A 23821-nucleotide genomic window follows, 5' to 3' on the forward strand; every position below is an offset into this window, starting at 1 on the left:
GCCGTTGTAACCGGTGGGTAACGACCCGAACAGTTCTTGACAGCTCGCGCGGATGTGATTCGCATCATTTAAGATTTTGGTCCTCGCCGGGGAAACCCGGCGGCGAATCGAAAAGCCGTTCGCCGGCAACGCGTTGCGGCCGCCGGGGCGGTCACAGGCCGAGATCGGCCAGGTAGCGGGGCAGGACCGTGCTCGCCGGCCCGTAGCGCGCGTCGTCGAACGCGTCGGCATTGTCCGAGGGGTCCAGGTTGATTTCGCAGGTCGGAATCGTCAGCGCCCGGGCCTGCCGCACGTAGCCGGCCGCCGGGTAGACCGCCCCCGAGGTGCCCACGGCCACGAACAGGTCGGCCGCGGCGAGCGCATCCTCAATGGCATCGAGATGCATCGGCATCTCGCCGAACCAGACCACGTCCGGCCGCATCCGGCCGACCGTCCCGCAGGCCGGGCAGGACGAGGCCCGGTTCAGGTCGTCGCGCCAGGGCGTGACCGCCCCGCAGGCGGTGCAGCGGGCCTTCAGCAGCTCGCCGTGCATGTGGACCACCGCGCGCGAACCCGCCCGCTCGTGCAGGTCGTCGACGTTCTGCGTGCACAGGAACAGGCGCCCGCCCCGCGCGGCGAGCCGCGCCTCGGCCTCGGCCAGGGCCACATGCGCCGCGTTGGGCGCGGCCGCGACCACGCCCCGGCGGCGATGGTCGTAGAAGTCGAGCACCGTGTCGGGATCGGCGGCATAGGCCTCCGGGGTGGCGAGCCGCATCGGGTCGAACCGCGCCCAGATCCCGCCGCGGTCGCGGAACGTGCCCAGCCCGCTCTCGGCCGACACGCCGGCTCCGGTCAGCACGAAGATGTTTTTGGGCGTGCTCATGCGGCGTTCTCCATGGAATGGCCGGATATGTCCGCTTGTTGGCTGCGCGGTTTCTTTCGCCCGTGTGGCCAGAGCGCGATCCTGCCGCTCGCTTTACCGAGTGGGAGACACGAAATGTCCGCTGTTGCGCTGCTGGTCATCGACGTCCAGGAATCCTTCCGTCACCGGCCGTTCTGGAGCGCGGCGGACGTGCCGCTCTTCACCGAACGCCTGCAGACCCTCATCGACGGCGCGGCCGCCCGCCGGATTCCGGTGCTGCAGGTGTTCCACGTCGCGGAGACGGGTCCGTTTTCGGTCGAGTCCGGCCATGTCCGCACCCTCGAGCCCATCGTGATCGCGCCGACGGCCGTGTTCCACAAGCGCCGGCACAGCGCGCTGGTCGATACGGGTCTTGCGGGCTGGCTGACGCAGCACGGCATCCGCCGGCTGATCGTGTCGGGGATCCGCACCGAGCAATGCTGCGAGACCACCACCCGGCACGCCTCCGACAGCGGCTGGCAGGTGGATTACGTCACCGAGGCGACGCTGACCTTCGCGATGACCCATCCTGACGGCCGCCGGTTCGAGGCGGACGACATCAAGGCCCGCACCGAGCTGGTCCTGGTGGACCGCTTCGCCCGCATCGCCACGGTGGCGCAGGCGCTCGCCGGCCGGGACCTGCCGGTCGCCGCATGAGCGAGGCAGCGCGGCGCAGCATCCCGGTCCTGGTGGTCCTGCCGCCGCGCACCCTGCTGCTCGATCTCGCCGGCCCGGTCGAGGTGCTGCGGATCGCCGGGGCGGTGCAGGAGCGGGTCGCCTTCGCGGTCCGCTACGTGGCGCCGGATCCGTACACCCGCTGCTCGATCGGGCTGGCCCTGAGCGGCGCCGAGCCGCTGCCGGAGGCGATCGCGCCGGGTACCGTGGTGCTCCTGCCCGGCGCTTCGTCCCGGGTGCTCGGCCGCGAAGCCGATCCGGACGACGCGGCCGCCGAGGCACGGATCGTCGACTGGCTGCGCGGCGCGGTCCGGCCGGGCCACACCCTGGTCACGGTGTGCGAGGGCACGCTGATGGCCGCCCGGGCCGGGCTGTTCGACGGCTATGCCTGCACCACCCATCACGCCAGCTGCGCGCGGCTCGCCGCCCTGGCGCCCCGGGCGCGGGTTCTGGAAAACCGGCTGTTCGTGCAGGACCGGGACCGGTTCAGCAGCGCCGGCGTCACGGCGGGCGTCGACCTGATGCTCCACCTCGTCGCCGACTGGGCCGGCCCGGCCGCGGCGCTGGCGGCGGCCCGGACCCTGGTCGTCTACATGCGGCGCGGGCCCGACGACCCGCAGCTCTCGCCCTGGCTCGAAGGCCGCAGCCATCTGCATCCGCTGGTGCACCGCGCCCAGGACGCGATCGCGGCCGAGCCCGGCCGGGACTGGTCCCCCGAGATCTTGGGCCGCCTCGCCGGGGCGAGCCCGCGCAACCTCGCCCGGCTGTTCCGGCTCCACGCCGGCATGACCGTGACAGATGCCGTGAACCACGCCCGGATCGCGCTGGCCCGGGACCTGATCGCCCAGACCGACCTCGCCCTGGAGCAGGTCGCCGACCGCGCGGGCTTCGGCTCCGCCCGCCACATGCGTCGCGTCTGGCGCCTCTTCCACGAAGCCGCCCCCTCGACACTCCGAACCCAAGTCCCGGTTTCGAAAGGTCCGTGACCTTTCTTGGGTCCAGGGCAGAGCCCTGGTCTCTCAGGGGCTCCGCCCCCGAACCCCTGCCAAAGGGCTGAGCCCTTTGGGAACCCATGACGTGCGCACTCTGGACCCCGCCGGACGGCTGTGCCCTCCTCGCGTCGTTCGAATCGGCGCGGACGATGCATCCGCCCGTCCCGACAGGCGCCCGCGGGCGCGGAGGAGAGCGCACCATGCCCGAATACGACCTCGCCATCCGGGGCGGCACGGTGGTCACGGCGAGCGACACGGTGCGGGCGGATGTCGGCGTGCGCGGCGGGCGGATCGTGGCTGTGGCCGAGGGCATCGCCGACGCCGCCCGGGTGATCGACGCCTCCGGCTTGCTGGTCCTGCCCGGCGGCATCGACAGCCATGTCCACATCGCCCAGGACCCCGGCCCCGGCATCGTCATGGCGGACGACTTCGCCAGCGCCACCCGGGCGGCGGCGGCCGGGGGCAACACCTGCGTGATGCCGTTCGCAGTCCAGCCCCGGGGCGGCTCGCTGCGCGGGGCGGTCGACGCCTATCGCGCCAAGGCCGAGGGCCAGTGCCACGTCGACGTGGCGATCCACATGATCGTCTCGGACCCGAGCGAGGCGGTGCTCGGCCAGGAGCTGCCGGCGCTGGTGGCCGACGGCTACACCTCGTTCAAGGTGTTCATGACCTACGACGACCTGGTCCTGAACGACCGCCAGCTGCTGGACGTGTTCCACGTCGCGCGGCGGCAGGGCGCCCGGGTGATGGTCCACGCCGAGGGCTACGACGCGATCCGCTATCTCAGCGACCGCCTGGAGCGGGCGGGCGAGACGACGCCCTACGGCCACGCCCTGTCCCGGCCCGAGGTGGTCGAGCGCGAGGCGGCCCACCGGGCGATCAGCCATGCCGAGCTGATCGACCTGCCGATCGTGATCGTCCACGTCTCGGGCCGCGAGGCCACCGAGCAGATCGCCTGGGCTCAGGCGCGGGGGTTGAAGATCCGGGCCGAGACCTGCCCGCAATACCTGACCCTGACGGCCGAGCACATGAAGGGGCTCGGGCTCGACGACCCGATGGCGGGCGCGAAATACGTCTGCTCGCCGCCGCCCCGGGACGAGGCCAGCCAGGAGGCGGTCTGGTCCGGCATACAACGCGGGATCTTCGACGTGGTCTCGTCGGACCACTCGCCGTTCCGCTACGACGACCCGCAGGGCAAGCTGAACCCGCGCGGCAAATCCTCGTTCCGCTGGATCCCGAACGGCATCCCGGGGGTCGAGACAAGGCTGCCGGTGTTCTTCTCCGAAGGCGTCTCGAAGGGGCGGATCAGCCTCAACCAGTTCGTCGCGCTCACCGCCACGAACCACGCCAAGCTCTACGGCCTGTATCCACGAAAAGGTTCGATCGCCCCGGGCTTCGACGCGGACCTCACCCTGTGGGACCCGAACAAGCGCGAGACGATCCGCCAGGAGATCCTGCACCACGGCTCCGACTACACCCCCTGGGAGGGCTTTGCGGTCACAGGCTGGCCCGTGATGACGATCGCGGGCGGCCAGGTGATCGCCGAGGACGGCAAGGTCCTGTCCGAGCCGGGCCGCGGCCGGGTGCTCGACCGGGCGGTCGATCCGGCGGAGCGGCGGGGCGCCTGACGGCCCCTGGCCCGGCCCTTGCTCCCCGGTTCGAGGCTGGGGGTGACCAGGCTGGATCAAGGCCGCGGACATATCCTCGGCCGGATCGGGCATTGGTCCCCTCTCCCGAGCGGGAGAGGGACAGGGTGAGGGATGCGACGTCTCTGGATGGACCTGTTCCCTCACCCCAGCCCTCTCCCGCACGGGAGAGGGGGCACGTCGCGGGCTTCGCGCGCGAAGGTGCCTCAACCATGTGCCGCCTGTAGCCGCAGCCGGGGGAGCCTCGCATGAATGTCGAGCTGATCGGCCTGACCAAGCGCTACGGCGCGGCGACCGCGGTCGATGCCGTCGACCTGAAGGTGCCGTCCGGGGCCTATTGCTGCCTGCTCGGCCCCTCCGGCTGCGGCAAGACCACGACGCTGCGGATGATCGGCGGCCATGAGCGCGCCAGCGCCGGCGACGTGGTGATCGGCCCGAAGGCGGTGGGCGACGCGACGCCGGCCGAGCGCGGCACCGCCATGATGTTCCAGAGCTACGCCCTGTTCCCGCATCTCGACGCGCGGGACAACGTCGCCTTCAGCCTGCGGATGCGCGGCGTCGGCAAGGCCGAGCGCCGGGCCAAGGCGATGGCGATGCTCGATCTCGTGCAGATGGGCCACCTCGCCGGGCGCCTGCCGGCCCAGCTCTCGGGCGGGCAGCAGCAGCGCGTCGCGCTCGCCCGGGCCCTCGTCACCGGCCCGAAGGTGCTGCTCTTGGACGAGCCGCTCTCGGCGCTCGACCCGTTCCTGCGGGTGCGGATGCGGGTCGAGCTGAAGCGGATCCAGACCGAGCTCGGGCTGACCTTCATCCACGTCACCCACAGCCAGGAGGAGGCGATGGCGCTCTCCGACCTCGTGGTGGTGATGAATGCCGGCCGGATCGAGCAGGCCGCCGACCCGCGCACCGTGTTCGAGCGGCCGGCCACCGCCTTCGTGGCCCGGTTCATCGGCGGCCACAACGTGATCCGCCTGCCCGACGGGATGATCGCGGTGCGGGCCGACCGGATGCGGCTGGGCGCCGAGGCCGGCCCGCAGGCGCTGCCGGCCCGGGTGGTCGCGGTCGAGTACCAGGGCACCAGCGTCCATGTCGGGCTCGACGCCGACGGGCTGGAGCGGGCGCCCGACAGCTCGGCCGCCCTGACCGCCGTGCTCAGCGATGCCGCCTTCGCGGCCCGCCCGCTCCGGCCGGGCGACACGATCCCGGTCGGCTGGGACGAAGCCGCAGCCCACCGCCTCGACGCGTAGACCTTTGGAGACGAATATGGACCCGTTCTCGAAGCCGAGCCGGCGCACGCTCCTGAAAGGGGCCGCGGCCCTGGCGGCGACGCCGGTGACCGGCTTCCCGGCCGTGCACGCGGCCGAGCCCGTGACCCTGCGCTACCTCGGCACCGCGGTGAGCCAGTCCGCCGACATCGCCCGGAAGGTGAAGGAGGATCTGGGCATCACCCTCGAATACATACCGGTGGTGACCGACGAGGTGACCAAGCGGGTGGTCACCCAGCCGAACTCCTTCGACCTGGTCGACACCGAGTATTTCAGCCTCAAGAAGATCATCCCGTCGGGCAACCTCGGCGGCCTGGACGCCAAGCGGATCAAGCTCGCCGACCAGATTTCCTCGGTGTTCACCAAGGGCGAGGTGGCCGGCAAGCGGATCGGCGACCAGGGCACCGCGCCCAAGAAGGTGTTCTACCTCGAGGGCCAGGCCGCCAAGACCTTCGCGTCCGCGCCGACCGAGTGGCTGACCCTGATCCCAACCACCTACAACGCCGACACGCTGGGCATCCGGCCCGACCTGATCAAGCGGCCGGTGGAGAGCTGGAAGGATCTGCTCAACCCCGAGTTCAAGGGCAAGGCGTCGATCCTGAACATCCCGTCCATCGGCATCATGGACGCCGCCATGGTGGTGGAGGCCACCGGCGACTACACCTACGGCGACAAGGGCAACATGACGAAGCCCGAGATCGACCGCACCATCAAGGTGCTGATCGAGGCCAAGCGCGCCGGCCAGTTCCGGGCCTTCTGGCAGGACTTCAACGAATCCGTGAACCTGATGGCGTCCGGCGAGACGGTGATCCAGTCGATGTGGTCGCCCGCCGTCACCAAGGTGCGGGCGCAGGGCGTGCCGTGCACCTACCAGCCCCTCAAGGAGGGCTACCGCGCCTGGGCCCAGGGCTTCGGCATCCCGAAGACCCTGAGCGGCCGGAAGCTCGACGCGGCCTACGAGTTCATCAACTGGTTCCTGTCGGGGTGGGCCGGGGCCTACCTCAACCGCCAGGGCTATTATTCCGCGGTGCTGGAGACCGCGCAGGCGCACATGCAGCCCTACGAGTGGGCGTTCTGGATGGAGGGCAAGCCCGCCGAGAAGGACATCCTGGGCCCGGACGGCACCCTGATCGAGAAGGCCGGCGCCACCCGCGACGGCGGCTCCTTCGACCAGCGCATGGGCTCGGTCGCCTGCTGGAACGCCGTGATGGACGAGAACACCTACATGGTGCGCAAGTGGAACGAGTTCATCGCCGCGTGAGCGCCGTGCCTGGCCCCTTCTCCGCCCCGGCTCTCGGGCTTGCCCGAGAGCCGGCCCCCTCCCCCCTCTGCGGGGGAGGGTGGCCCGCGAAGCGGGTCGGGAGAGGGGAGCGCCGTATCCGGAAAAGTCGCGACGGGCGTGAAACCCAGAACCGTCGCGCCGCCCCTCTCCCCCCCTGCTGCGCAGGGTACCTTCCCCCGCAGAGGGGGGAGGGAGAGGCGCGTGGATCGAGGGCGATCCGGTGAACGACCTCGCCCTCCCCCGCACCGGCGAGACCGCCGCCGCCCCGACTGCGGTCGCCCCCCGGCGGCGCCGTCGCAGCCTCGCCTATCTCCAGGCGGCGCCGCTGGCCCTGGTGTTCCTGGTCTTCCTGGTGGTGCCGCTGCTGCTCACCGCCGTCGTCTCGTTCTGGGAGTACAACGAGTACGCGATCACCCCGGCGCTGACCCTGCAGAACTACGCCGACCTGTTCGACGGCTGCCTGTCGGCCGACCTCTGCACCACCGTCCGCACCTATCTCTCGACGCTGAAATTCGTCGCCCTGACCCTGGCGATCACCCTGCCGCTGGGCTTCTCCATCGCCTACTTCCTGGCGTTCCACGTCCGCTCGGACACGGTGCGGATGGGCCTGTTCCTGCTCTGCACGATCCCGTTCTGGACCTCGAACGTGATCCGCATGATCTCGTGGATCCCGCTGCTCGGCCGCAACGGCCTGGTCAACGACACGCTGCGCAGCCTCGGGCTGATCAAGGCGCCGATCGAGGGCCTGCTCTATTCCGACTTCGCGGTGGTGCTGGCCTTCGTGCACCTCGACACGGTGTTCATGATCGTGCCGATCTTCAACAGCCTGGCGCGGATCGACCGGTCGCTGATCGAGGCGGCGCGGGATTGCGGCGCGTCCGGGTTCCAGACCCTGTGGAACGTGGTGCTGCCGCTGACCAAGCCCGGCATCGCCATCGGGTCGATCTTCGTGGTCACGCTGGTGATGGGCGACTTCGTCACGGTCGGCATGATGGGCGGCCAGCAGATCGCCAGCGTGGGCAAGGTGATCCAGGTGCAGATGGCCTACCTGCAATTCCCGGCCGCCGCCGCCAACGCGGTGGTGCTGCTCGCCGCCGTGCTTCTGATGATCCTCGGGCTCACCCGGATGATCGACCTGCGCAGGGAACTCTGAAGATGGACCGGCCGCGCGGCTTCGCCTTCTACGGGCTCGCCGGGATTTTCTGCCTCTACGTCCTGTTCCTGTACGGGCCGACGCTGACGATCCTCGCCTTGAGCTTCCAGGGCCCGTCCGGCGGCCTGACCTTCCCGATGAACGGGGTCTCGACCCACTGGTTCGCCAAGCTGTGGGAGGGGGTGGGGGTCGTCGACATCTGGGCGGCGCTGCGGCGCTCGCTGATGCTCGGGCTGGTGGTGATGGCGCTCACCGTGACCCTGGCGTTCTATGCCGGGCTCGCGTTCCGCAAGGGGTTCGCCGGCGCCGGGCTGGTCTTCGCCCTGGCGGTGTCGAGCCTGATCGTGCCCTCGATCGTGGTCTCCCTCGGGATCGGGCTGGAGTTCCGGCTGCTGGACGACGCGGTCAAGGCGCTGGCGGACGCCACCGGCTGGGGAGTCCTGCAGGACCACGGCACGTTCATGGGCCTCTTCACGTCGGCTTTGGGCGCGCACCTGACCTGGACGCTGCCCTTCGGGCTGCTGATCATGTTCGCGGTGTTCAACCGGTTCAGCCCCGCCTACGAGGAGGCCGCCCGCGACCTCGGCGCCACCGGGGCGCAGACCCTGCGGCACGTGGTGGTGCCGATCCTGGCCCCGGCCCTGGTCGGCGTCGCCCTGTTCGGCTTCACCCTGTCCTTCGACGAACTCGCGCGCACCAGCCAGGCGATCGGCGGCCGCAACACCCTGCCGTTGGAGCTTCAGGGCCTGACCACCACGGTGACGACCCCGGAGATCTACGCGCTCGGCACCACCACGACGGCGTTCTCCGCCCTGGTGATCGGCACCGCGCTCGGTTTGACCGTGTGGCTGCAGCGGCGCCGGGCCCGGCGGGCGCTCGCAGGGCTGCGGCCGTAAGGGGGGCGGTTGGACGGGCGGTCTGTTGCCGGTTGAAGCGCGGCCCTTTCCCGGACGCCTGGCCCGGACGCCTGGAACGTTAGTGGACGGCGATCCGGGACCCAGCACGCCATGTGCCGCGCAGCGGCACCATCGAGAAGCAGCGTTGCCGCGAAGGGACGCTTCGCGTCGTCCTGTCCTGGGTCCCGGGTCGCATTCCGCTGACGCTGCATGCGCCCGGGAAAAGGAGCGGTGCGCGCATGGCGACGCTCTGCAAGTCAGTTTTCATGGAGCCAGCATCTGCGACCATCACGCGTCAAGCTTGGCAGCTTTCATCCGCTCGGCGTGGTGGGCGCGCAACGCGGCGAAGACTTCAACGGCAGGAATCGCCGGCCGGGGATCGTCCAGCGCCTCCTGCACCGTCAGCCGGAGGAGGACATCGAGCACCGCGTCCTCACGGTCGAGCACCCGAGGCACCGCGCTGACGTTGGAAGAGCAATCAGATTCAGCGAGAGTCTCGGCGCCCACCTGCGGATCGCCGGGGGTGATGGGCTTGCGCGTGCGCATCAATCGCGTCCTCTCGATATCGTACGGCTCGACGGGTCGGCAGAGCGCTTCACCGTCATTGCGAGCGCAGCGAAGCAACCCAGTGCAGCGCGCGCTCCCAGATCGTAGCGTGCCCCTGGGTCGCTTCGCTGCGCTCGCGATGACGGCGCGGAATGCGTACCGACCGATCCAACCGGATCACCGGTGAGACCGCCAATCGGCCTCGGGCATGCCGACCCGCGATGCTGCCAAGGTGCGAGCGACAGCGCGCCAAACATTGCCAATCCGCCCCCATCCGTGTATGCGCACCGCGCGCCCTCCGACACCCTTGGAGGCAGGGGCGCACCGGGAAGGTCACAGCCGTCCGCGTCGGGCGGCTTTTTCCGTTTTCCGGGTCCAGCCAGCATTTGAAGGATCACGCCATGAGCGCAGTCAAGACGCTTGAGGCCGTGGCACGCGACCGGGTCGGCAAGGGGGCCGCCCGGGCCGTTCGTCGCCAGGGTCAAGTTCCCGCCGTCGTGTACGGAGGCGGCCAGCCGCCGCAATCCATCGCCATCGACCTCGTCCGCGCCCGCACCCTGATCTACGCCGGCGGGTTCAAGACCACGCTGTTCGAGATCAAGGCCGGCGGCAAGACCGTCCGGGCGATCCCGCGCGACTTCCAGCTCGACCCGGTCTCCGGCGTCCCGCTGCACGTCGACTTCCTGCGCGTCGTCTCCGGTCAGACCGTGACCGTCGAGGTGCCGGTGCACTTCATCAACGAGGACGCGGCCCCCGGCATCAAGAAGCTCGGCGGCACCCTCAACATCGTCGCCCACACCCTGACCCTCGAGGTCGCCCCGGACCAGATCCCGGACGCGATCGAGGTCGACCTGACCGGTCGCGAGATCGGCGACGTGATCCACGTCTCCGACGTCAAGATCCCGGCCGGCACCCACACGGGCGAGCCCACCGATCCGGTGGCCAACATCGTGCCGCCGACCGTGCTGGGCGCCGAGGTCGAGGCCGAGGAGGCCGCGATCGCCGAGGCGCAGTCCGCCGAGGCCGCCGAGGAGAAGGCTGCTGAGGAGAAGGCCGAGGAAGAGGCCGAGGACGCCGAGAAGAAGGACGGCGAGGAGGCCTGAGCCCCGTCGCAATCCACGTCGCGTCGAGAGCCCCGGTCCCCGCCGGGGCTCTCTTCGTTTCCGGGGAGGCTCATCGCCAAGTCCATGGGTTTCCAAAGGGCTCAGCCCTTTGGCGGGGTATCGGGGCAGAGCCCCGATGGACCAGGGCTCTGCCCTGGACCCGCAAAAGGTCTCGGACCTTTTGAAACCGGGACTGTCCTACGGATACAGTCGCGCGCGGCTCCAGCCGTCACCCGCGCGGGTGAACCGGACCCGGTCGTGCAGGCGGAAATCGCCGTTCTGCCAGAACTCGAGCGACACCGGGGCGATGCGGAAGCCGGTCCAGTGCTCCGGCCGGGGGATCGGACCGTCCTCGTAGCGGGCGGCGAGGTCCTGCACCTCGGCCATCAGCGTGGCGCGATCGACGAGGGGGCGCGATTGCCGGCTGGCGATGGCGCCGAGCCGGCTCTCCCGGCGGCGGCTCTCGAAATAGGCGTCGGCCTCCGCCGGCGTCACCGGCGAGACCGGCCCCCGGGCGCGGACCTGCCGGCGCAGGCTCTTCCAGTGCAGCACCAGGGCGGCCTGCGGGTTCTGAGCCAGCTCCTCGCCCTTGGCGGATTGGAGGTTGGTGTAGAACACGAAGCCGTGCGCATCGAAGCCCTTCAGCAGCACCATGCGCACGTCGGGCAGCCCGTCCGACCCCGCGGTGGCCAGCGCCATGGCGTTCGGGTCCTCCGGCTCGGCGGCCTGGGCCTCGCGCATCCAGGCGTCGAACAGCGCGACGGGGTCGTCGCTGAGGGTAAAGTCCGAGGTCGGGGCAACCGCGCCGGCGCTCGGGTCATCGGTCCTTAACTGATCCACGGCAAGACTCCTGCCTGCCGCGTCCAGGGCCTGAGGGGGCCACCGACATCGGCATGTTCGGTCGAGCGGATAGCCCGTCGTGAGTCAGGTGTAATGCGGCGATGCGCGTGTAAAGAGCCAAGCCGACGGTTGCGCGCCCCTGTGGCGATGACGGTCGTGTCGCTGGCGATGCTCCTGTGCAGCTGCAGCCAGCCGCTGCTGGTGTTCCGCGGCGAGCCCGCTGCGGCGAACCCGCCCGTCGCCGAGGAGCCCGTGGTCACCGGCAGCATCGAGAAACGGCCCGCTAGCTTCGGCAGCGACCTCGGCGAGGAGGATTGGCGGCGCGCCCGCGCGGCGCTGTCGGTCGCCCTCGATCCGCAGGGCAACGGCCGGCCGGTGAAGTGGGACAACCCGGAGACCGGGCTGCACGGCGCGGTCAACCCGACCGGCCTGCCTTACGTGGCCGACGACCTGATCTGTCGCAACTTCCTGGCCTCGGTGATCGGCCCGGGCCGCAGCCGCTTCGTGCGCGGCACCGGCTGCAAGCCGTCCGGCGGCCATTGGACGCTCAAGCGGGTCCGGTCCGCCGGGTCGGAGCGATCCTGACGCGCGCGCGTCGCTCCTGACGTCAGACGGGAGCGGGACCTTGCAACCGGCAGCGGAAGCGTCGATCCCGCATGTCCCGCGCGGGTTTTGACGATCCCGCATCGCGTTCGGAGCGTCCGTACCGCTGTGAGCGACGCTTTTGGCGAGCGGGCGCCAATACGCATCCCCTCGCTCGGTGCGCGGGGAGAAGGGAGCCCGCGCTTCGTCCAGGGTCTGCGAAGCCCCTTTCCTGCACGGGCGCAGGACTACCGCACCGGAGAATGGGCCCGTCGCGGCCTGGGGAGGCGCTACGGACCCGTACGATCGCTCGAAACGGCTCGATCGGCCCGTGGGCCGAACCCGTCCTCAGTACGGGTAGCCGTAATACGGCCGCATGCGCAGGCGCGGCTGGGCGGCCGGCGGGGTGGCGGCGCGGGCGGCGGCCTCCGGATCGTAGGCGCGGATATACGGGTCGAGGGCCGGATCGCGGTAATTGCCGTTGTTGACCCCGGCGGAGCGATCGTTGCCGCTCAAGGCCGCGTAGGGCGAGAGACCGCTGCCGCTGTCGCCGCCACCGCCGCCACCGCCGCCCCAGGCGAAGGCCGCGCTCGGGAGGCCGATGAGCAGAGCCGCCGCCAGCGGCATCGTCAGCGTCTTGCGCGTCATGTCGTGTCTCCGCATCACATATACTGCCGAACCGTTCAGCCGATCCGCGAGTTCCCGAACGGCCCCGGGGATCACCGCGCGGCATGGTATCACGGCTGCGTAACGGTGGGTTATCGCGATGCGGTCGAGGCAGGCTCCCCCGTTCATCAACAGACTCCGCCGCGGATTAACCGCCTGGCGCGGTGAACCTGCCGCCAGACTTGTTTGATCGTGCTACAGAGCGATAGCATTCGTGCGTGCGACATCCGTATCGGCGGCTGTCTTCGCGCTCGTTCAGGATCTGGATTCGCGGTGAGCGTCGCTACGGGATTCGACACGCCGCGCGGGTGCGTCTGATGGAGCGGGCGATCGGAGGCGCCGACGGGCCGGCCGCCGGGGTCGGCCGCGGGCCGGTCTGGCCGGAGCCCCGGGCGGTCGCCCCGCGCCCGGTCATGCTGCGGATCGCCGTGCGGCTCGACCGCCGGACCCTGCGCGGCTGGCACATCCGCCTCCTCGACCAGCTCGGACAGGGTCTTGGCCGGCGCGTCCGGGTCGCCTGGGTCGCGGGCGAGCACGGGCTGCCGCCCAATGCCGAGTTGCTGTTCCGCCTGGAGGCGGCGATCCACGGCCTGCCCCGGCCGGGCCTGGCCACGCCGGCCGAGCCGGTGGCGCTGGCCGCCTACGGGGCGGACGCCCCGGCGGAGGACGCCGACCTCGTCCTCGACCTGTCGGGCGGGCCGGACGATCCCGCCGTCACCGCCCCCCCGGTCTGGCGGCTCGATTTCGACGGGATGCCGGGCGAGGCCGGGCTGCTCGCCGCCCTGTTCGCCGGCCGCGCGCCGGTGGCGGCCCTGCGCGGTCCGGACGGTGCCCCGGTGGCGGTCGGGCGCCTCGGCGCGGAATCCCACACGGTGATGCTGGCCGCGTTCGAGGATTACCTCGCCCGGACCATCACGCTGATCGCCGCCGCCCTGGACGGCGCCGCCTCGACGCACCTGCCGGACGGGTCCGGGGCGGCGCTGCAACCGGCGTCGCGCTTCGACCTCGGCGGCCTCGGCGTCAGCCGGCGCGCCGCCAGCGGCCTGGCCCGGCAGGTCGCCCGCCGGCTCTACGCGCTCTGCTTCCACCGCCCGCAATGGCGGGTCGGCTGGCGCCGCGTCGTCGGGCCGGACCTGATCGACCTGCGCCGCCACCCCGAGGGCGGCTGGACCGACCTGCCCGACGACGGGCGGCGCTTCTACGCAGACCCGTTCGCGATCGCGCATGGCGGGTCGGTCACCCTGTTCGTCGAGGAATTCGACTACCGCCGCGGCAAGGGCGTGATCTCGGCCCTGGGCTTCGACGCGTCCGGGCCGCGCGGCCGCCCGGAGCCGGTGCTGGAACTCGACACCCACCTGTCCTACCCGTTCGTGTTCGAGGCGGACGGGGCGGTCTGGATGATCCCGGAATCCCACGCCTCGGGCACGATCGACCTCTATCGGGCGACCGCCTTCCCGGGGGGCTGGGTGCACGAGGCGGTGCTGGTCGACCACGTGGTGGCGGGCGACGCCACGCTGCTGCACCACGACGGGCGCTGGTGGATGTTCGCCACGGTCCGGGCGGGCGGGGGCAGCTATTCCGACACCCTCCACCTCTGGCAGGCACCGCATTTCCGCGGCCCCTGGACGCCGCATCCGCGCAACCCCGTGCTGATCGATGTCGGCTCGGCACGGGCGGCGGGGCCGATCGTGGCCCGCGACGGCGCCCTGATCCGGCCGGTGCAGGATTGCCGCCAGGGCTACGGCGCGGCCCTCGGCCTCGCCCGGATCCTGCGCCTCGACGGGGACGGCTACGAGCAGCGGGTGGAGACGCGCCTCGGCCCCGGGGCGGCCTGGCCCGGCTCTCGCCTGCATATGCTGAGCGCGGCCGGCGGCTTCGAGTTCATCGACGGCTCCCGCCGAGCCCGGGCGCGGCTGCTGGGGTGACCCGAGCCGAGCGGCGGCCTGTTGAAGAGATGCCTTCAGGCCATCCCTGCGTCACGAAGCCCGACCGTCGGCCCCATCCTCCGGTGCGAAGCTGAGCGAGAGCCGGACTTCCTTCACGGCCGGCCACAGCGTCATGTCCTCCTGCCTGATCAAGCCCGCATCGATCAGGGCCCGGACATCGTCGTGGACCCGGCGATAATCGCGATCCAAAGTCTTCGCCAGCGCCCGGATCGACCGCGCACTGCCGGACTTGAACAACGCTTCGAGCAGAGCCACGCGCTGGTCCGAGATGACGCTCTTGAAGGTCTTCAGGTCCTTGAAGATCAGGACAGGCTCCGCCGGTGTCAGATCACCCGCTTCCACCTGCTTCCAGCGCTCGATGAAACGGCGGCCCAAATCCTCGGCCGAGCCGCCGATGACGATTTTGACATGATCCGTCACAATGCGCCTCCGCGTAAGAGCGAGACTTCGGCCAGGAAATCGGCGACGAGCCGTTCGACGGATACGAACGTGTAAGCCGTCTCGGTGTTGAAGCGATGGACGTGATCGCCCTTTCCGGCCTCGTTGTCGTAGGCGACGATCCGGAACCCGGGCCGTCCATAGAACAGCGAATATTTGAAGCCGTGCGTTGAGCCCCGTACCGGTTGCGGCACCTGCCATATGCGCAGCTGGAGGATCGCGCCGTCGGGATAGACGAGCTTCTCGTCGAAATAGGAGATCGCGCCCGCCACAGCTCGATGGCCCACGTATCATATGGCCCATTCGACATATGGCATCAATGCCACAGGCTCAAGCGAGTCGGAGCCTGCTGCTCGGCAAGCGGCGCGACCGGCAGGGTGCAGCTACTCAACGCTGTGCGCGCCCTCGACTGACGAAGGTCGGAAATCTTGGCTGTTCGCGATCAAGCCGCTCAGGATAGGCGGGACGGCACGTCCATGCGCTGATGCAGGATGCGGATGACATCGATCCCGGCATCCGTCTGCCGGTAGAAAATGACATGCGATCCGACCGCGTATTTGAGATAGCCGGCGCGGATCTCGACGGCGCGGCCGGCCTTCGCGCCGGTAGCGAGCTCGCCGGCCGCGTCCACGATCGCCTGATGGTAGCGATCGGCCTGGTCCGGTGACCACCGGCCGAACGTGTAGCGCCAGATTTCTTCCAAGTCGGCGCGGGCTTGGGGGGTGAACCGGGCGCGGGGGCTAGCGGCCATATTTGGTCCGCATCTCCTGAAGGAAGGCGGGACTGTCCAGTTCCTCCGTGGGACCGGACTTTTCCCCGGCGACAAGGGCCGCTTGAAGTGCGGCGACCTTCACCTCGTGCTCTTCGAGCAGGCGCAGGCCTGCGCGGACGACCTCACTGGCCGATCCGTAGCGCCCGTCGGTGACCTGACGATCGATGAACCCGGCGAAATGGTCCCCGAGCGAGATGGATGTGTTCTTTGCCATGGCAGCCTCCTGATACCAGAAGATACCATATTTTGGTACACGGCGCGCAGGGGGCCGAACGACCCCCTACAAGCCCGCATCCCCGTCGGCCCAAAACCCGCTTGTGTCGATTGGCACCCCCGCGCATCTCGCATCGCGGCGCCGCGCGCGCTAAGCCGGGCCTGCGCCCACGAACCCGAAGCCATCCGCCGAGAAGACCTGCATGGCGAGTCCCGTCGAACATGCGAGCTTCCTGCCGCCGGTCCTGACCTTCCTGGCGGCCGCGGTGATCGGCGTGCCGGTGTTCCGGCTGATCGGCCAGAGCGCGGTGCTCGGCTACCTGGTGGCCGGGGTGCTGATCGGCCCGTCCGGCCTGTCGCTGATCGCCGAGCCCGACACCGCGGCCAGCGTCGCCGAGATCGGCGTGGTGCTGCTGCTGTTCATCGTCGGGCTGGAACTGCACCTGTCGCAGCTCGTCTCGATGCGGCGCGACATCTTCGGCCTCGGCGCGGCGCAGCTCGTGGCCTGCGCGCTGGTGCTCGGCGGCGTCGGGCTGGCCGCCGGGCTCAGCCTCGGGGCGGCCACGGTGATCGGCATCGCGCTGGCCCTGTCGGCCACCGCGGTGGCGCTGCAGCTCCTGGAGGAGCGGGGCGACCTCGGCAGCGCCTATGGCGGGCGCGCCTTCGCGGTGCTGCTGTTCCAGGACCTCTCGGTGGTCGGCATCCTGGCGCTGATGCCGCTGCTGGCCACGGCCGGCGGCGGGGCCGGCGGCCCCTGGCTCGGGGCGGCGGCGATGTCCACCGGCAAGGCGGTGGCGGCGATCCTGGCGGTGGTGCTGGTCGGCCGCTACGGCCTCAACCCGTTCTTCCGACTGCTGGCGGCCAGCGGCGCCCGCGAGGTGCTGACCGCGGCGGCGCTACTGGTGGTGCTCGGCACCGCGCTGCTGATGGAGCAGGTCGGCCTGTCGATGGCGATGGGCGCGTTCCTGGCCGGCATCCTGCTCGCCGAATCGAACTTCCGCCACCAGCTCGAGGCCGAGATCGAGCCGTTCCGCGGCATGCTGCTCGGCCTGTTCTTCATGAGCGTCGGCATGTCGATCGACGGCAGCCTGGTGCGGGAGGTCTGGCCGGCCCTGTTCGGGGCGACGCTGGGGGCGATCCTGGTCAAGGTCGCGCTGGTCGCCGGCCTGTTCCGGCTGTTCGGCTCCGACACGCTCGGGGCGCTGCGCGGCGCGGCCGTGCTGGCGCCGGCGGGCGAGTTCGCGTTCGTATTGCTGCCGCAGGCGGAGGATCTCGGGCTCACCGGCCCGACGGCGACGCGGTTCGCGGTGGCGCTGGCCGCGCTCACCATGCTGATCGGGCCGATCGCCGCCAAGGGCCTCGACAAGCTGATCGAGCGCCGCACCGCCCGCGGGCAGCCCGACGTGTCGGAGCCCTCCGCGGAGCTGGCCGAGAGCGGCGAGGCCCGGGTGCTGGTGATCGGCTTCGGCCGGTTCGGGCAGGTGCTGACCCAGGTGCTGCTCGCCGAGGGCATCCCGGTCACCGTGATCGACAAGGACGTGGAGCAGCTGCGCGCGGCCTCGCGCTTCGGCTTCCGGATCTATTACGGCGACGGCACGCGGCTCGACGTGCTGCGCGCCGCCGGGATCGGCCGGGTCGAACTGGTCTGCATCTGCGTCGACGACCGCGCCGGGGCGCTCAAGATCGTCGACATCGTGCACGAGGAATTCGCCAGCGTGCGCACCTTCGTGCGCGCCTACGACCGCCTGCACGCCGTCGAGCTGATGAATCGGGACGTCGACTTCCAGATCCGCGAGACCGCGGAATCCGCCCTCGCGTTCGGGCGGGCGGCGCTGGAGGGGCTCGGCCTGTCCCCGGAGGTGGCCGCGGCCCGGGCCGAGGACGTGCGCAAGCGCGACATCGCCCGCCTGGTGCTGCAGCAGGCGGGCGCCCTGCCGGACGGCGCCGGCTGGATGCGCGGCGCCGCCGCGGGGCTGAAGCCCGAGCCGCTGACCGAGCCGGTCCGCCCGGCGCGCGCCTTGAGCACCGAGACCCGCGACCTGATCGGCAACGACCGGCGCGAGGCGGCCGAGCGGGTCCTCGACAAGCCCGCCCTCGCCCCGCAGGAGCCCGACGCCCCCGGAGCCGACGGCGAGGGTGAGGCCGAGCCGGAATCCGAGCTGGAATCCGAAGGCAGCGCCCGGGATGCATGAGCGTCCCGATGCCTGACGGCCTGCCCCCGGCCCCGGCGGGCCGGTTCGTCAGCGGCTCGATCCTCCGGCACGTGGTCGTGATGGCCGCCACCGGCTCCGTGGGGCTGATGGCGATCTTCGTGGTCGACCTGCTGTCGCTGTTCTACGTCTCGAAGCTCGGCGACCCGAACCTCACCGCGGCGATCGGCTTCGCGGCGATCGTGCAGTTCTTCGCCACCGCGGTGAATATCGGCCTGATGATCGCCGCCGGCGCGCTGGTCGGCAAGGCGGTGGGCGCGGGCGACCGGGCGGCGGCACGGCGCCTGTCGAGCTCGGCGCTGGGGTTGGGGAGCCTGGCCGCGGCCGTCATCGCGGCGCTGATCTTCGCCCTGTCGGACCCGCTGCTGAGCCTGATCGGCGCGCGCGGCGAGGCGCTGCGGGTGGCGGGGCTGTTCCTGGCCATCACGCTCCCGTCGAACCTGCTGCTCGCCGCCGGCATGCTGTTCACTGGCCTGCTCCGGGCGGTCGGCGCGGCCCGGCAGGCCATGCTGGTGACGCTCGCGGGCGCCATCGTCACCGCGGCGCTCGATCCGCTGCTGATCTTCGGCGCCGGCCTCGGCGTCGAGGGCGCGGCGATCACGGTCTGCGTGGCGCGGGCGACCTTCGTGGCGGTGGGCCTGCGCGGGGTCATGCAGCACCATCTGCTCGGCCTGCCGCGGGTGGCCGACATGGTCGCGGACGCGCCCGTGCTGGCGGCGGTCGCCGGGCCGGCGGTGCTGACCAACCTCGCGCCCTCGGTGGCGAGCGCCTTCCTGGCCCGACTCTTTGCCGGCTACGGGGCCGACGCGGTGGCGGCCGCCGCGGTGATCGACCGCCTGACACCGGTGGCCTTCGGGGGCCTGTTCGCCCTGTCGGGGGCGATCGGGCCGATCCTGGCGCAGAACTGGGGCGCGGGCCGGTTCGACCGGATGCGCGGGGTGCTGCGCGAGGCGGTCCGGGTGACGCTGGCCTACGTGGCCGTGGTCTGGCTGCTGCTGGCGCTCGCCCGCGAGCCCCTGGCGTCCCTGTTCGGGCTGCAGGGCGTGGCGCGCGACCTGTTCGGCTTCTTCTGCCTCGCCGGCGGGGCGATCTGGTTCTTCAACGGGCTGCTGTTCCTCGGCAACGCCGCGTTCAACAACCTCGGCTTCCCGGTCCGCTCGACCCTGCTGAACTGGGGCCGGGCGACGCTGGGCACCGTGCCGCCCGCGATGCTCGGCGCCGCGCTCTACGGCCCGCGCGGGGTGGTCGCCGGGATGGGCCTCGGCTCGCTGGTCTTCGGCATCCTCGGGATCCTGCTCGCCCGCCGCACCGTCGACCGGCTGGAGGCGCGGGGCGGGCGCGTGCCGCAGCCGGAGGCGGCGCAGGGCACCCCGCCGCTGCCGGCCGGCCACCCGCATCCCGGGCCGGTGAGCTGAGTCCGGGGCGCCCGGTCCGGCACGCAAGACCGCCCGCTCGTGCGGGCCGGGACGGTCCAAGCACAAGTTCCTCTCGCGGGAACTGGTATTTCGCCGCACAACCGGTCACCATGCCCTGTCCCGGCCTGTTCGACCGGGACAGGGACGAGGCGTCATGTTCAACCCGCTCGAGATGTTCCAGGCCCAGGGCGAGGCCGGGATCCAGGCGATGGCCCAGCAATTCGGCCTGAGCCCCGAGCAGACCGCCCGCGCCTTCGAGGCCTTGATGCCGGCCCTGACCCTCGGGCTCCAGCGCGGCGCCGGCCTCGACCCGAGCAGCTTCGCCCGGATGTTCGGGATGCCCGAGGCCGCCCGCGCCGCCGCGCCCCAGGGCCTCGAAGCCCTCACCCAGATGTTCGGCTCGGCCCCGCTGATGCAGGCGGTGCTGCGCCAGGCCTCCGCCACCAGCGGCGTCGGCGCCCAGGTGCTGCGCCAGATGCTGCCGATGATGGCCGGCGCCGTGGTGACGAGCATCGTCCACGTCATGCTCAACCCGCCGCAGGCCGAGCCCGCGCAGGCCCGGCCGGCCGCGCCCCCGCCCCCCGTGCCGTTCCCGTTCGGCCCGGCCTGGGGCGAGATGGCCAAGGCGTTCATGCCGGGCGCCACCGCGGCCCCGGCCCCGCCGCCGAAGCCCGCCCCCAAGTCGGCCGGGGAAAAGGCCGGCGAGGCGGGCTCCGCGATGATCGAGCACATGATGCGCACCGGCGCAGAGGTTCAGGGCAACAACATCCGGGCGATGCAGGAGCTGTTCGAGACCTTCTGGCCGTCGTCGGGACAACCCGCGGGTCCGGCCCCGCCGAAGCCCGAGCCCACCCCGCCCAAGCCCCGGCGCGGCCGCGGCCCCGAGGGTGGGGCCGGTTGACGCACGGTCGGCGATACGGCGCCGGTTGACCCGGTTCGGCCGGGACGCATCTCCCGCGGCGAAGGAGATGCCCCGATGACCGACCACCTGACCGCCTGGGACGCCCGCGCAGAGACCGTCGCCGCCAACGGCGTCGCCAAGCGCACGATCCCGGGTGCCGGGGCGAGCCTCGTGCGGGTCGTGGTGCCCGCGGGCGTCTCGGCGGGGCGCCACAGCCACGATCACGAGCAGTTCGTGCAGGTGATCTCCGGCTCCGGATTCCTCGAGACCGAGCAGGGCCGCACGCCGTTCGCCGCCGGCAGCGTGTTCCATTTCCCCGCCGGGACGTGGCATGCCGCCGCGTTCGAGACCGAGACCGTGCTGGTGGAGACGAATCTTTCGGCGCAGGGCTGAGAGGAATACGTTTCGGGAATTCCATCCAAGGCACGGCCGGTCAGGCGACGCGCTCGAGAACAGGTCTCCGTCAGGGCACGGTTCTGTTCTGGATCATCCTGCTCCCCCGTTAAGCCGCTTCTCCAGATCCTCGGCGGCGGGCACCGTGTCGCGCGCGTATTGGACCGCCTGATCGGCGGTCAGCAATCGGCCCTCCTGCGGATAGAAGGCGAGCCCTCCGACCAGCTTCACGCAGGCCGCGATCGCAATCAGGGCACCGATCGATTCTGAGATGGCACCGAAGCTGAAGGCATACACGCAAGCCCAAGAGCCGCCGAAATCAGTCTCGGCATAGGTTTCGGTCAGATCCGACAACGGGATGACTGAGCATTCGAAGCCCGTCTCCCGACCTTTCCGCATCGCCGGCAGATGTCCCGACGAAGCAGGGGGGATCTTTTCTGAGCCCAGCCGCAGATCAAAGCCAAGCGCGTCTATGGCAGCCTGCCACTCCGATCTGCTGGTGAGCGGTCGCGGGCATAGCGCATACGCGTCCATACTCATGCGTCACCAACTCCGATCCGAACAGCAACCCAGAAATGGCTTTTCACCGAAATACCCCTAAGCAGATGAATCTCGATAACCGGAATGCTTTCGTCGACGCCCGCACCCGTTCTCAATGCGCGAACGCGATTTGGCGATAGTCCTTCTTCACCGGTCTTGATGTCCCAGATTGCCCTGATTGGCGCGGCGCTGGTTCGACCATCCCGGAGAAGCACATCCGTGCGTATGCTTCCTGAAAAACCGTGCCGAACGACGTCACCGGCGACGAAACTCTGCTCGACACCGTCCCGGCCAATACCGGGAAGATCCAATTCACGCAGCCGCGCTGCCAGCTTCGCATGGATCTGAAGACCGTATAAAAACCCTTTCCAGGCTCCGTGCTCTCGACGACGTCCTTGAGAACATCGAGACGCGCATCCGTCTTCGCGTCGATCCGAGCATCGCCCGTTCGGTCCCTTCGAACGACGGTCAGCGAGCCGTTCCCTCCGCACCATCGGCCATTGCAGTCGCGCGGCTGATCGGGTCTGAATCCGGCTTTGATGTCTAGAAGGCGAAGGGCAATGAAAGCCGGACTGAGACGAAGTTCTGCGATGGCATACGCTAAGGTCGGATCCTGGTCATGACTTCGCATGGCGCTGCTGCCCATCACGTTCGTTCTTGTTTTATTCCATGATTTTTTTCCTGATGTCAAGCGATTCTGGGCACTTCTAGGACCACGCGCCCACTGCGGGCCGACAGCGCCAAACATCCCACCTGCGCGAAGCATCTCACCTGCGGCAAATTATTCTTTGCGCCGATCCAAAATGCCTGTGCTTGGCGGCACGGGCCGGCCCGTGTAGGAATCCCGCACGAATGCCCGCCCGTGCACGCCGACGAAAGGCCGGGCACCGCCCCTTCCAGAACAGAGGCAGACCATGAGCGCCGGTACCGCCGCCGACAAGCACTTCTCGAACAGCTTCTTCGCGGCCCCGCTGACCGAGGCCGATCCCGAGATCGCCGATGCGGTGTCGAAGGAACTCGGACGCCAGCAGCACGAGATCGAGCTGATCGCCTCGGAGAACATCGTCTCCCGCGCCGTGCTGGAAGCGCAGGGCTCGGTGCTGACCAACAAGTACGCGGAAGGCTATCCGGGCCGGCGCTACTACGGCGGCTGCCAGTTCGTGGACATCGCCGAGAATCTCGCCATCGATCGCGCCAAGCGCCTGTTCGATTGCGGCTTCGCCAACGTGCAGCCGAATTCCGGCTCGCAGGCCAACCAGGGCGTGTTCCTGGCCCTGATGCAGCCCGGCGACACCTTCCTGGGCCTCGACCTCGCGGCCGGCGGCCACCTCACCCACGGCGCCCCGCCCAACGTCTCGGGCAAGTGGTTCAAGCCGGTCTCCTACACGGTGCGCCGCGATGACCAGCGCATCGACATGGAGCAGGTCGCCGCCCTCGCCGAGGAGCACAAGCCGAAGGTGATCATCGCCGGCGGCTCGGGCTACCCGCGCCACTGGGACTTCGCCAAGTTCCGCGAGATCGCCGATTCCGTCGGCGCCTACTTCATGGTCGACGCGGCCCACTTCGCCGGCCTGATCGCGGCCGGCGTGCATCCGTCGCCGTTCCCGCACGCCCACGTGGTCACCACCACCACGCACAAGACGCTCCGCGGCCCCCGCGGCGGCATGATCCTCACGAACGACGAGGCGCTCGCCAAGAAGTTCAACTCGGCGATCTTCCCCGGTCTCCAGGGCGGCCCGCTGATGCACGTCATCGCCGGCAAGGCGGTGGCCTTCGGTGAGGCGCTCCGGCCCGAGTTCAAGATCTACGCTCGCCAGGTGGTGGAGAACGCCAAGGCGCTCGCCGACACCCTGATGTCGGGGGGCTACGACATCACCTCGGGCGGCACCGACAACCACCTGATGCTGGTGGACCTGCAGCGGAAGGGCCTCACCGGCAAGGCCGCCGAGGCCGCCCTGTCGCGGGCCGACATCACCTGCAACAAGAACGGCGTGCCGTTCGACACCCAGAAGCCGACGATCACGTCGGGCATCCGGCTCGGCACCCCGGCCGGCACCTCGCGCGGCTTCGGCGTTGCCGAGTTCAAGCAGATCGGCGGCTTCATCGTCGAGGTGCTGGACGGCATGGTGGCCAAGGGCGAGGCCGGCGATCCGGAGGTCGAGGCCTCGGTGAAGAGCCGCGTCCACGCCCTGACCGACCGGTTCCCGATCTACGGCTGAGGCCGGTGCGCGGCGGCCTTCCGGCCCGTCCGCGTGTAGTCTAGGAAACGGGCGCGGGGCCCGCCCGGGCGCGGGCGGTTCCATTCGTTGAGTGGAGATTCCATGCGGTGTTCCCTTTGTTGGGGGGGCGGGGGCGCGGGGGGGCGGGGCCGCGCCCCCGGGCCGGGCAAGGGGGGTTAAGGCCTTGGCGGGGCGCCAACAACTCCTCTGTGTCCGGCGGCCCCGGGGGCGGGGCCCCCCCCCCCGCCCGC

General features: G+C 70.5%; 25 protein-coding genes. 15 read left to right on the top strand and 10 right to left on the bottom strand.

All coding sequences use genetic code 11. The annotated features are described in order from the left end of the window. Positions 1–151: 151 nt before the first annotated feature. Positions 152–862, bottom strand: a complete 711-nt coding sequence (locus MFF40_RS16340) for a Sir2 family NAD-dependent protein deacetylase (protein WP_238261372.1) — start codon at positions 860–862, stop codon at positions 152–154. Between the two features lie 114 nt (positions 863–976). Between MFF40_RS16340 and MFF40_RS16345 the strand changes: the two genes are divergently transcribed. The 7 genes from MFF40_RS16345 to MFF40_RS16375 all read left to right on the top strand — a co-directional run bounded on the left by MFF40_RS16345 (position 977) and on the right by MFF40_RS16375 (position 8786). After that, positions 977–1537, top strand: a complete 561-nt coding sequence (locus MFF40_RS16345) for an isochorismatase family protein (RefSeq protein ID WP_147857705.1) — start codon at positions 977–979, stop codon at positions 1535–1537. Further along, a complete protein-coding gene (locus MFF40_RS16350; RefSeq protein WP_238261374.1) occupies positions 1534–2541 on the top strand; it encodes a GlxA family transcriptional regulator in 1008 nt (335 codons plus the stop codon). The genes MFF40_RS16345 and MFF40_RS16350 overlap by 4 nt, the downstream gene beginning before the upstream one ends. Before the next feature lie 206 nt (positions 2542–2747). Further along, on the top strand, positions 2748–4175 hold the full coding sequence (gene hydA, locus MFF40_RS16355) for a dihydropyrimidinase (RefSeq protein ID WP_238261376.1): 1428 nt from the start codon (positions 2748–2750) through the stop codon (positions 4173–4175). A gap of 266 nt (positions 4176–4441) precedes the next feature. Then, on the top strand, positions 4442–5437 hold the full coding sequence (locus MFF40_RS16360) for an ABC transporter ATP-binding protein (RefSeq protein ID WP_147899352.1): 996 nt from the start codon (positions 4442–4444) through the stop codon (positions 5435–5437). A 16-nt stretch (positions 5438–5453) separates the two neighbouring features. Beyond that, positions 5454–6716 (top strand): ABC transporter substrate-binding protein, encoded by a 1263-nt coding sequence (locus MFF40_RS16365; protein WP_238261378.1) that lies wholly within the window; start codon positions 5454–5456, stop codon positions 6714–6716. 241 nt (positions 6717–6957) lie between these two features. Then, on the top strand, positions 6958–7890 hold the full coding sequence (locus MFF40_RS16370; protein ID WP_238261380.1) for an ABC transporter permease: 933 nt from the start codon (positions 6958–6960) through the stop codon (positions 7888–7890). A 2-nt stretch (positions 7891–7892) separates the two neighbouring features. Beyond that, complete coding sequence (locus tag MFF40_RS16375) at positions 7893–8786, top strand: ABC transporter permease (RefSeq protein ID WP_238261383.1); 894 nt, start codon at positions 7893–7895, stop codon at positions 8784–8786. 288 nt (positions 8787–9074) lie between these two features. Here MFF40_RS16375 and MFF40_RS16380 read toward each other — a convergent pair whose 3' ends face one another. Continuing rightward, positions 9075–9332: a type II toxin-antitoxin system ParD family antitoxin gene (locus tag MFF40_RS16380; RefSeq protein ID WP_238261385.1), complete on the bottom strand. Its 258-nt coding sequence runs from the start codon at positions 9330–9332 to the stop codon at positions 9075–9077. Between the two features lie 401 nt (positions 9333–9733). Here MFF40_RS16380 and MFF40_RS16385 point away from each other — a divergent pair, with 401 nt between their 5' ends. Further along, on the top strand, positions 9734–10435 hold the full coding sequence (locus tag MFF40_RS16385) for a 50S ribosomal protein L25/general stress protein Ctc (protein ID WP_147856255.1): 702 nt from the start codon (positions 9734–9736) through the stop codon (positions 10433–10435). Between the two features lie 198 nt (positions 10436–10633). Here MFF40_RS16385 and pdxH read toward each other — a convergent pair whose 3' ends face one another. Beyond that, entirely contained in the window at positions 10634–11275 is a 642-nt protein-coding gene (pdxH, locus tag MFF40_RS16390) for a pyridoxamine 5'-phosphate oxidase (RefSeq protein WP_238261387.1), read from the bottom strand. A gap of 93 nt (positions 11276–11368) precedes the next feature. Between pdxH and MFF40_RS16395 the strand changes: the two genes are divergently transcribed. Continuing rightward, on the top strand, positions 11369–11860 hold the full coding sequence (locus MFF40_RS16395; RefSeq protein WP_283206109.1) for an RT0821/Lpp0805 family surface protein: 492 nt from the start codon (positions 11369–11371) through the stop codon (positions 11858–11860). A 345-nt stretch (positions 11861–12205) separates the two neighbouring features. Here the strand turns inward: MFF40_RS16395 and MFF40_RS16400 are convergent, their stop codons facing one another. Next, a complete protein-coding gene (locus MFF40_RS16400; protein WP_147899151.1) occupies positions 12206–12505 on the bottom strand; it encodes a hypothetical protein in 300 nt (99 codons plus the stop codon). Between the two features lie 335 nt (positions 12506–12840). On the opposite strand from MFF40_RS16400, the gene MFF40_RS16405 reads away from it, so the two are divergent. After that, entirely contained in the window at positions 12841–14448 is a 1608-nt protein-coding gene (locus tag MFF40_RS16405; protein ID WP_238261413.1) for a glucosamine inositolphosphorylceramide transferase family protein, read from the top strand. Positions 14449–14499: 51 nt separating this feature from the next. Here MFF40_RS16405 and MFF40_RS16410 read toward each other — a convergent pair whose 3' ends face one another. From MFF40_RS16410 to MFF40_RS16425, 4 genes are all read right to left on the bottom strand, one after another. Further along, entirely contained in the window at positions 14500–14889 is a 390-nt protein-coding gene (locus tag MFF40_RS16410) for an HVO_A0114 family putative DNA-binding protein (RefSeq protein ID WP_238261389.1), read from the bottom strand. After that, positions 14886–15179: a toxin-antitoxin system TumE family protein gene (locus MFF40_RS16415; protein ID WP_238261391.1), complete on the bottom strand. Its 294-nt coding sequence runs from the start codon at positions 15177–15179 to the stop codon at positions 14886–14888. The genes MFF40_RS16410 and MFF40_RS16415 overlap by 4 nt, the downstream gene beginning before the upstream one ends. Before the next feature lie 179 nt (positions 15180–15358). Next, positions 15359–15658, bottom strand: a complete 300-nt coding sequence (locus tag MFF40_RS16420; protein WP_238261393.1) for a type II toxin-antitoxin system RelE/ParE family toxin — start codon at positions 15656–15658, stop codon at positions 15359–15361. After that, a complete protein-coding gene (locus tag MFF40_RS16425; RefSeq protein WP_238261395.1) occupies positions 15648–15893 on the bottom strand; it encodes a type II toxin-antitoxin system ParD family antitoxin in 246 nt (81 codons plus the stop codon). The genes MFF40_RS16420 and MFF40_RS16425 overlap by 11 nt, the downstream gene beginning before the upstream one ends. 202 nt (positions 15894–16095) lie before the next feature. Between MFF40_RS16425 and MFF40_RS16430 the strand changes: the two genes are divergently transcribed. The 4 genes from MFF40_RS16430 (at position 16096) to MFF40_RS16445 (ending at position 20811) form a co-directional block, all read left to right on the top strand. Next, on the top strand, positions 16096–18084 hold the full coding sequence (locus tag MFF40_RS16430; RefSeq protein ID WP_238261397.1) for a monovalent cation:proton antiporter-2 (CPA2) family protein: 1989 nt from the start codon (positions 16096–16098) through the stop codon (positions 18082–18084). Between the two features lie 8 nt (positions 18085–18092). Beyond that, positions 18093–19517, top strand: coding sequence for an MATE family efflux transporter (locus tag MFF40_RS16435; protein WP_147899157.1), 1425 nt, complete (start codon positions 18093–18095; stop codon positions 19515–19517). Between the two features lie 154 nt (positions 19518–19671). Beyond that, positions 19672–20418, top strand: a complete 747-nt coding sequence (locus tag MFF40_RS16440) for a DUF937 domain-containing protein (RefSeq protein WP_238261399.1) — start codon at positions 19672–19674, stop codon at positions 20416–20418. Positions 20419–20493: 75 nt separating this feature from the next. Then, entirely contained in the window at positions 20494–20811 is a 318-nt protein-coding gene (locus MFF40_RS16445) for a cupin domain-containing protein (RefSeq protein ID WP_147856674.1), read from the top strand. 93 nt (positions 20812–20904) lie between these two features. Here the strand turns inward: MFF40_RS16445 and MFF40_RS16450 are convergent, their stop codons facing one another. Together MFF40_RS16450 and MFF40_RS16455 are read right to left on the bottom strand one after the other, a co-directional pair. Beyond that, positions 20905–21351: a hypothetical protein gene (locus MFF40_RS16450; RefSeq protein ID WP_147898953.1), complete on the bottom strand. Its 447-nt coding sequence runs from the start codon at positions 21349–21351 to the stop codon at positions 20905–20907. A 112-nt stretch (positions 21352–21463) separates the two neighbouring features. Then, positions 21464–21997, bottom strand: a complete 534-nt coding sequence (locus tag MFF40_RS16455) for a hypothetical protein (protein ID WP_147898954.1) — start codon at positions 21995–21997, stop codon at positions 21464–21466. Between the two features lie 268 nt (positions 21998–22265). Between MFF40_RS16455 and glyA the strand changes: the two genes are divergently transcribed. Continuing rightward, positions 22266–23570, top strand: a complete 1305-nt coding sequence (gene glyA, locus MFF40_RS16460; protein ID WP_147898955.1) for a serine hydroxymethyltransferase — start codon at positions 22266–22268, stop codon at positions 23568–23570. The last annotated feature ends 251 nt before the right edge of the window (positions 23571–23821 follow it).

This window comes from Methylobacterium mesophilicum (assembly GCF_022179445.1).
GTDB classification, from domain to species: Bacteria; Pseudomonadota; Alphaproteobacteria; order Rhizobiales; family Beijerinckiaceae; genus Methylobacterium; species Methylobacterium mesophilicum.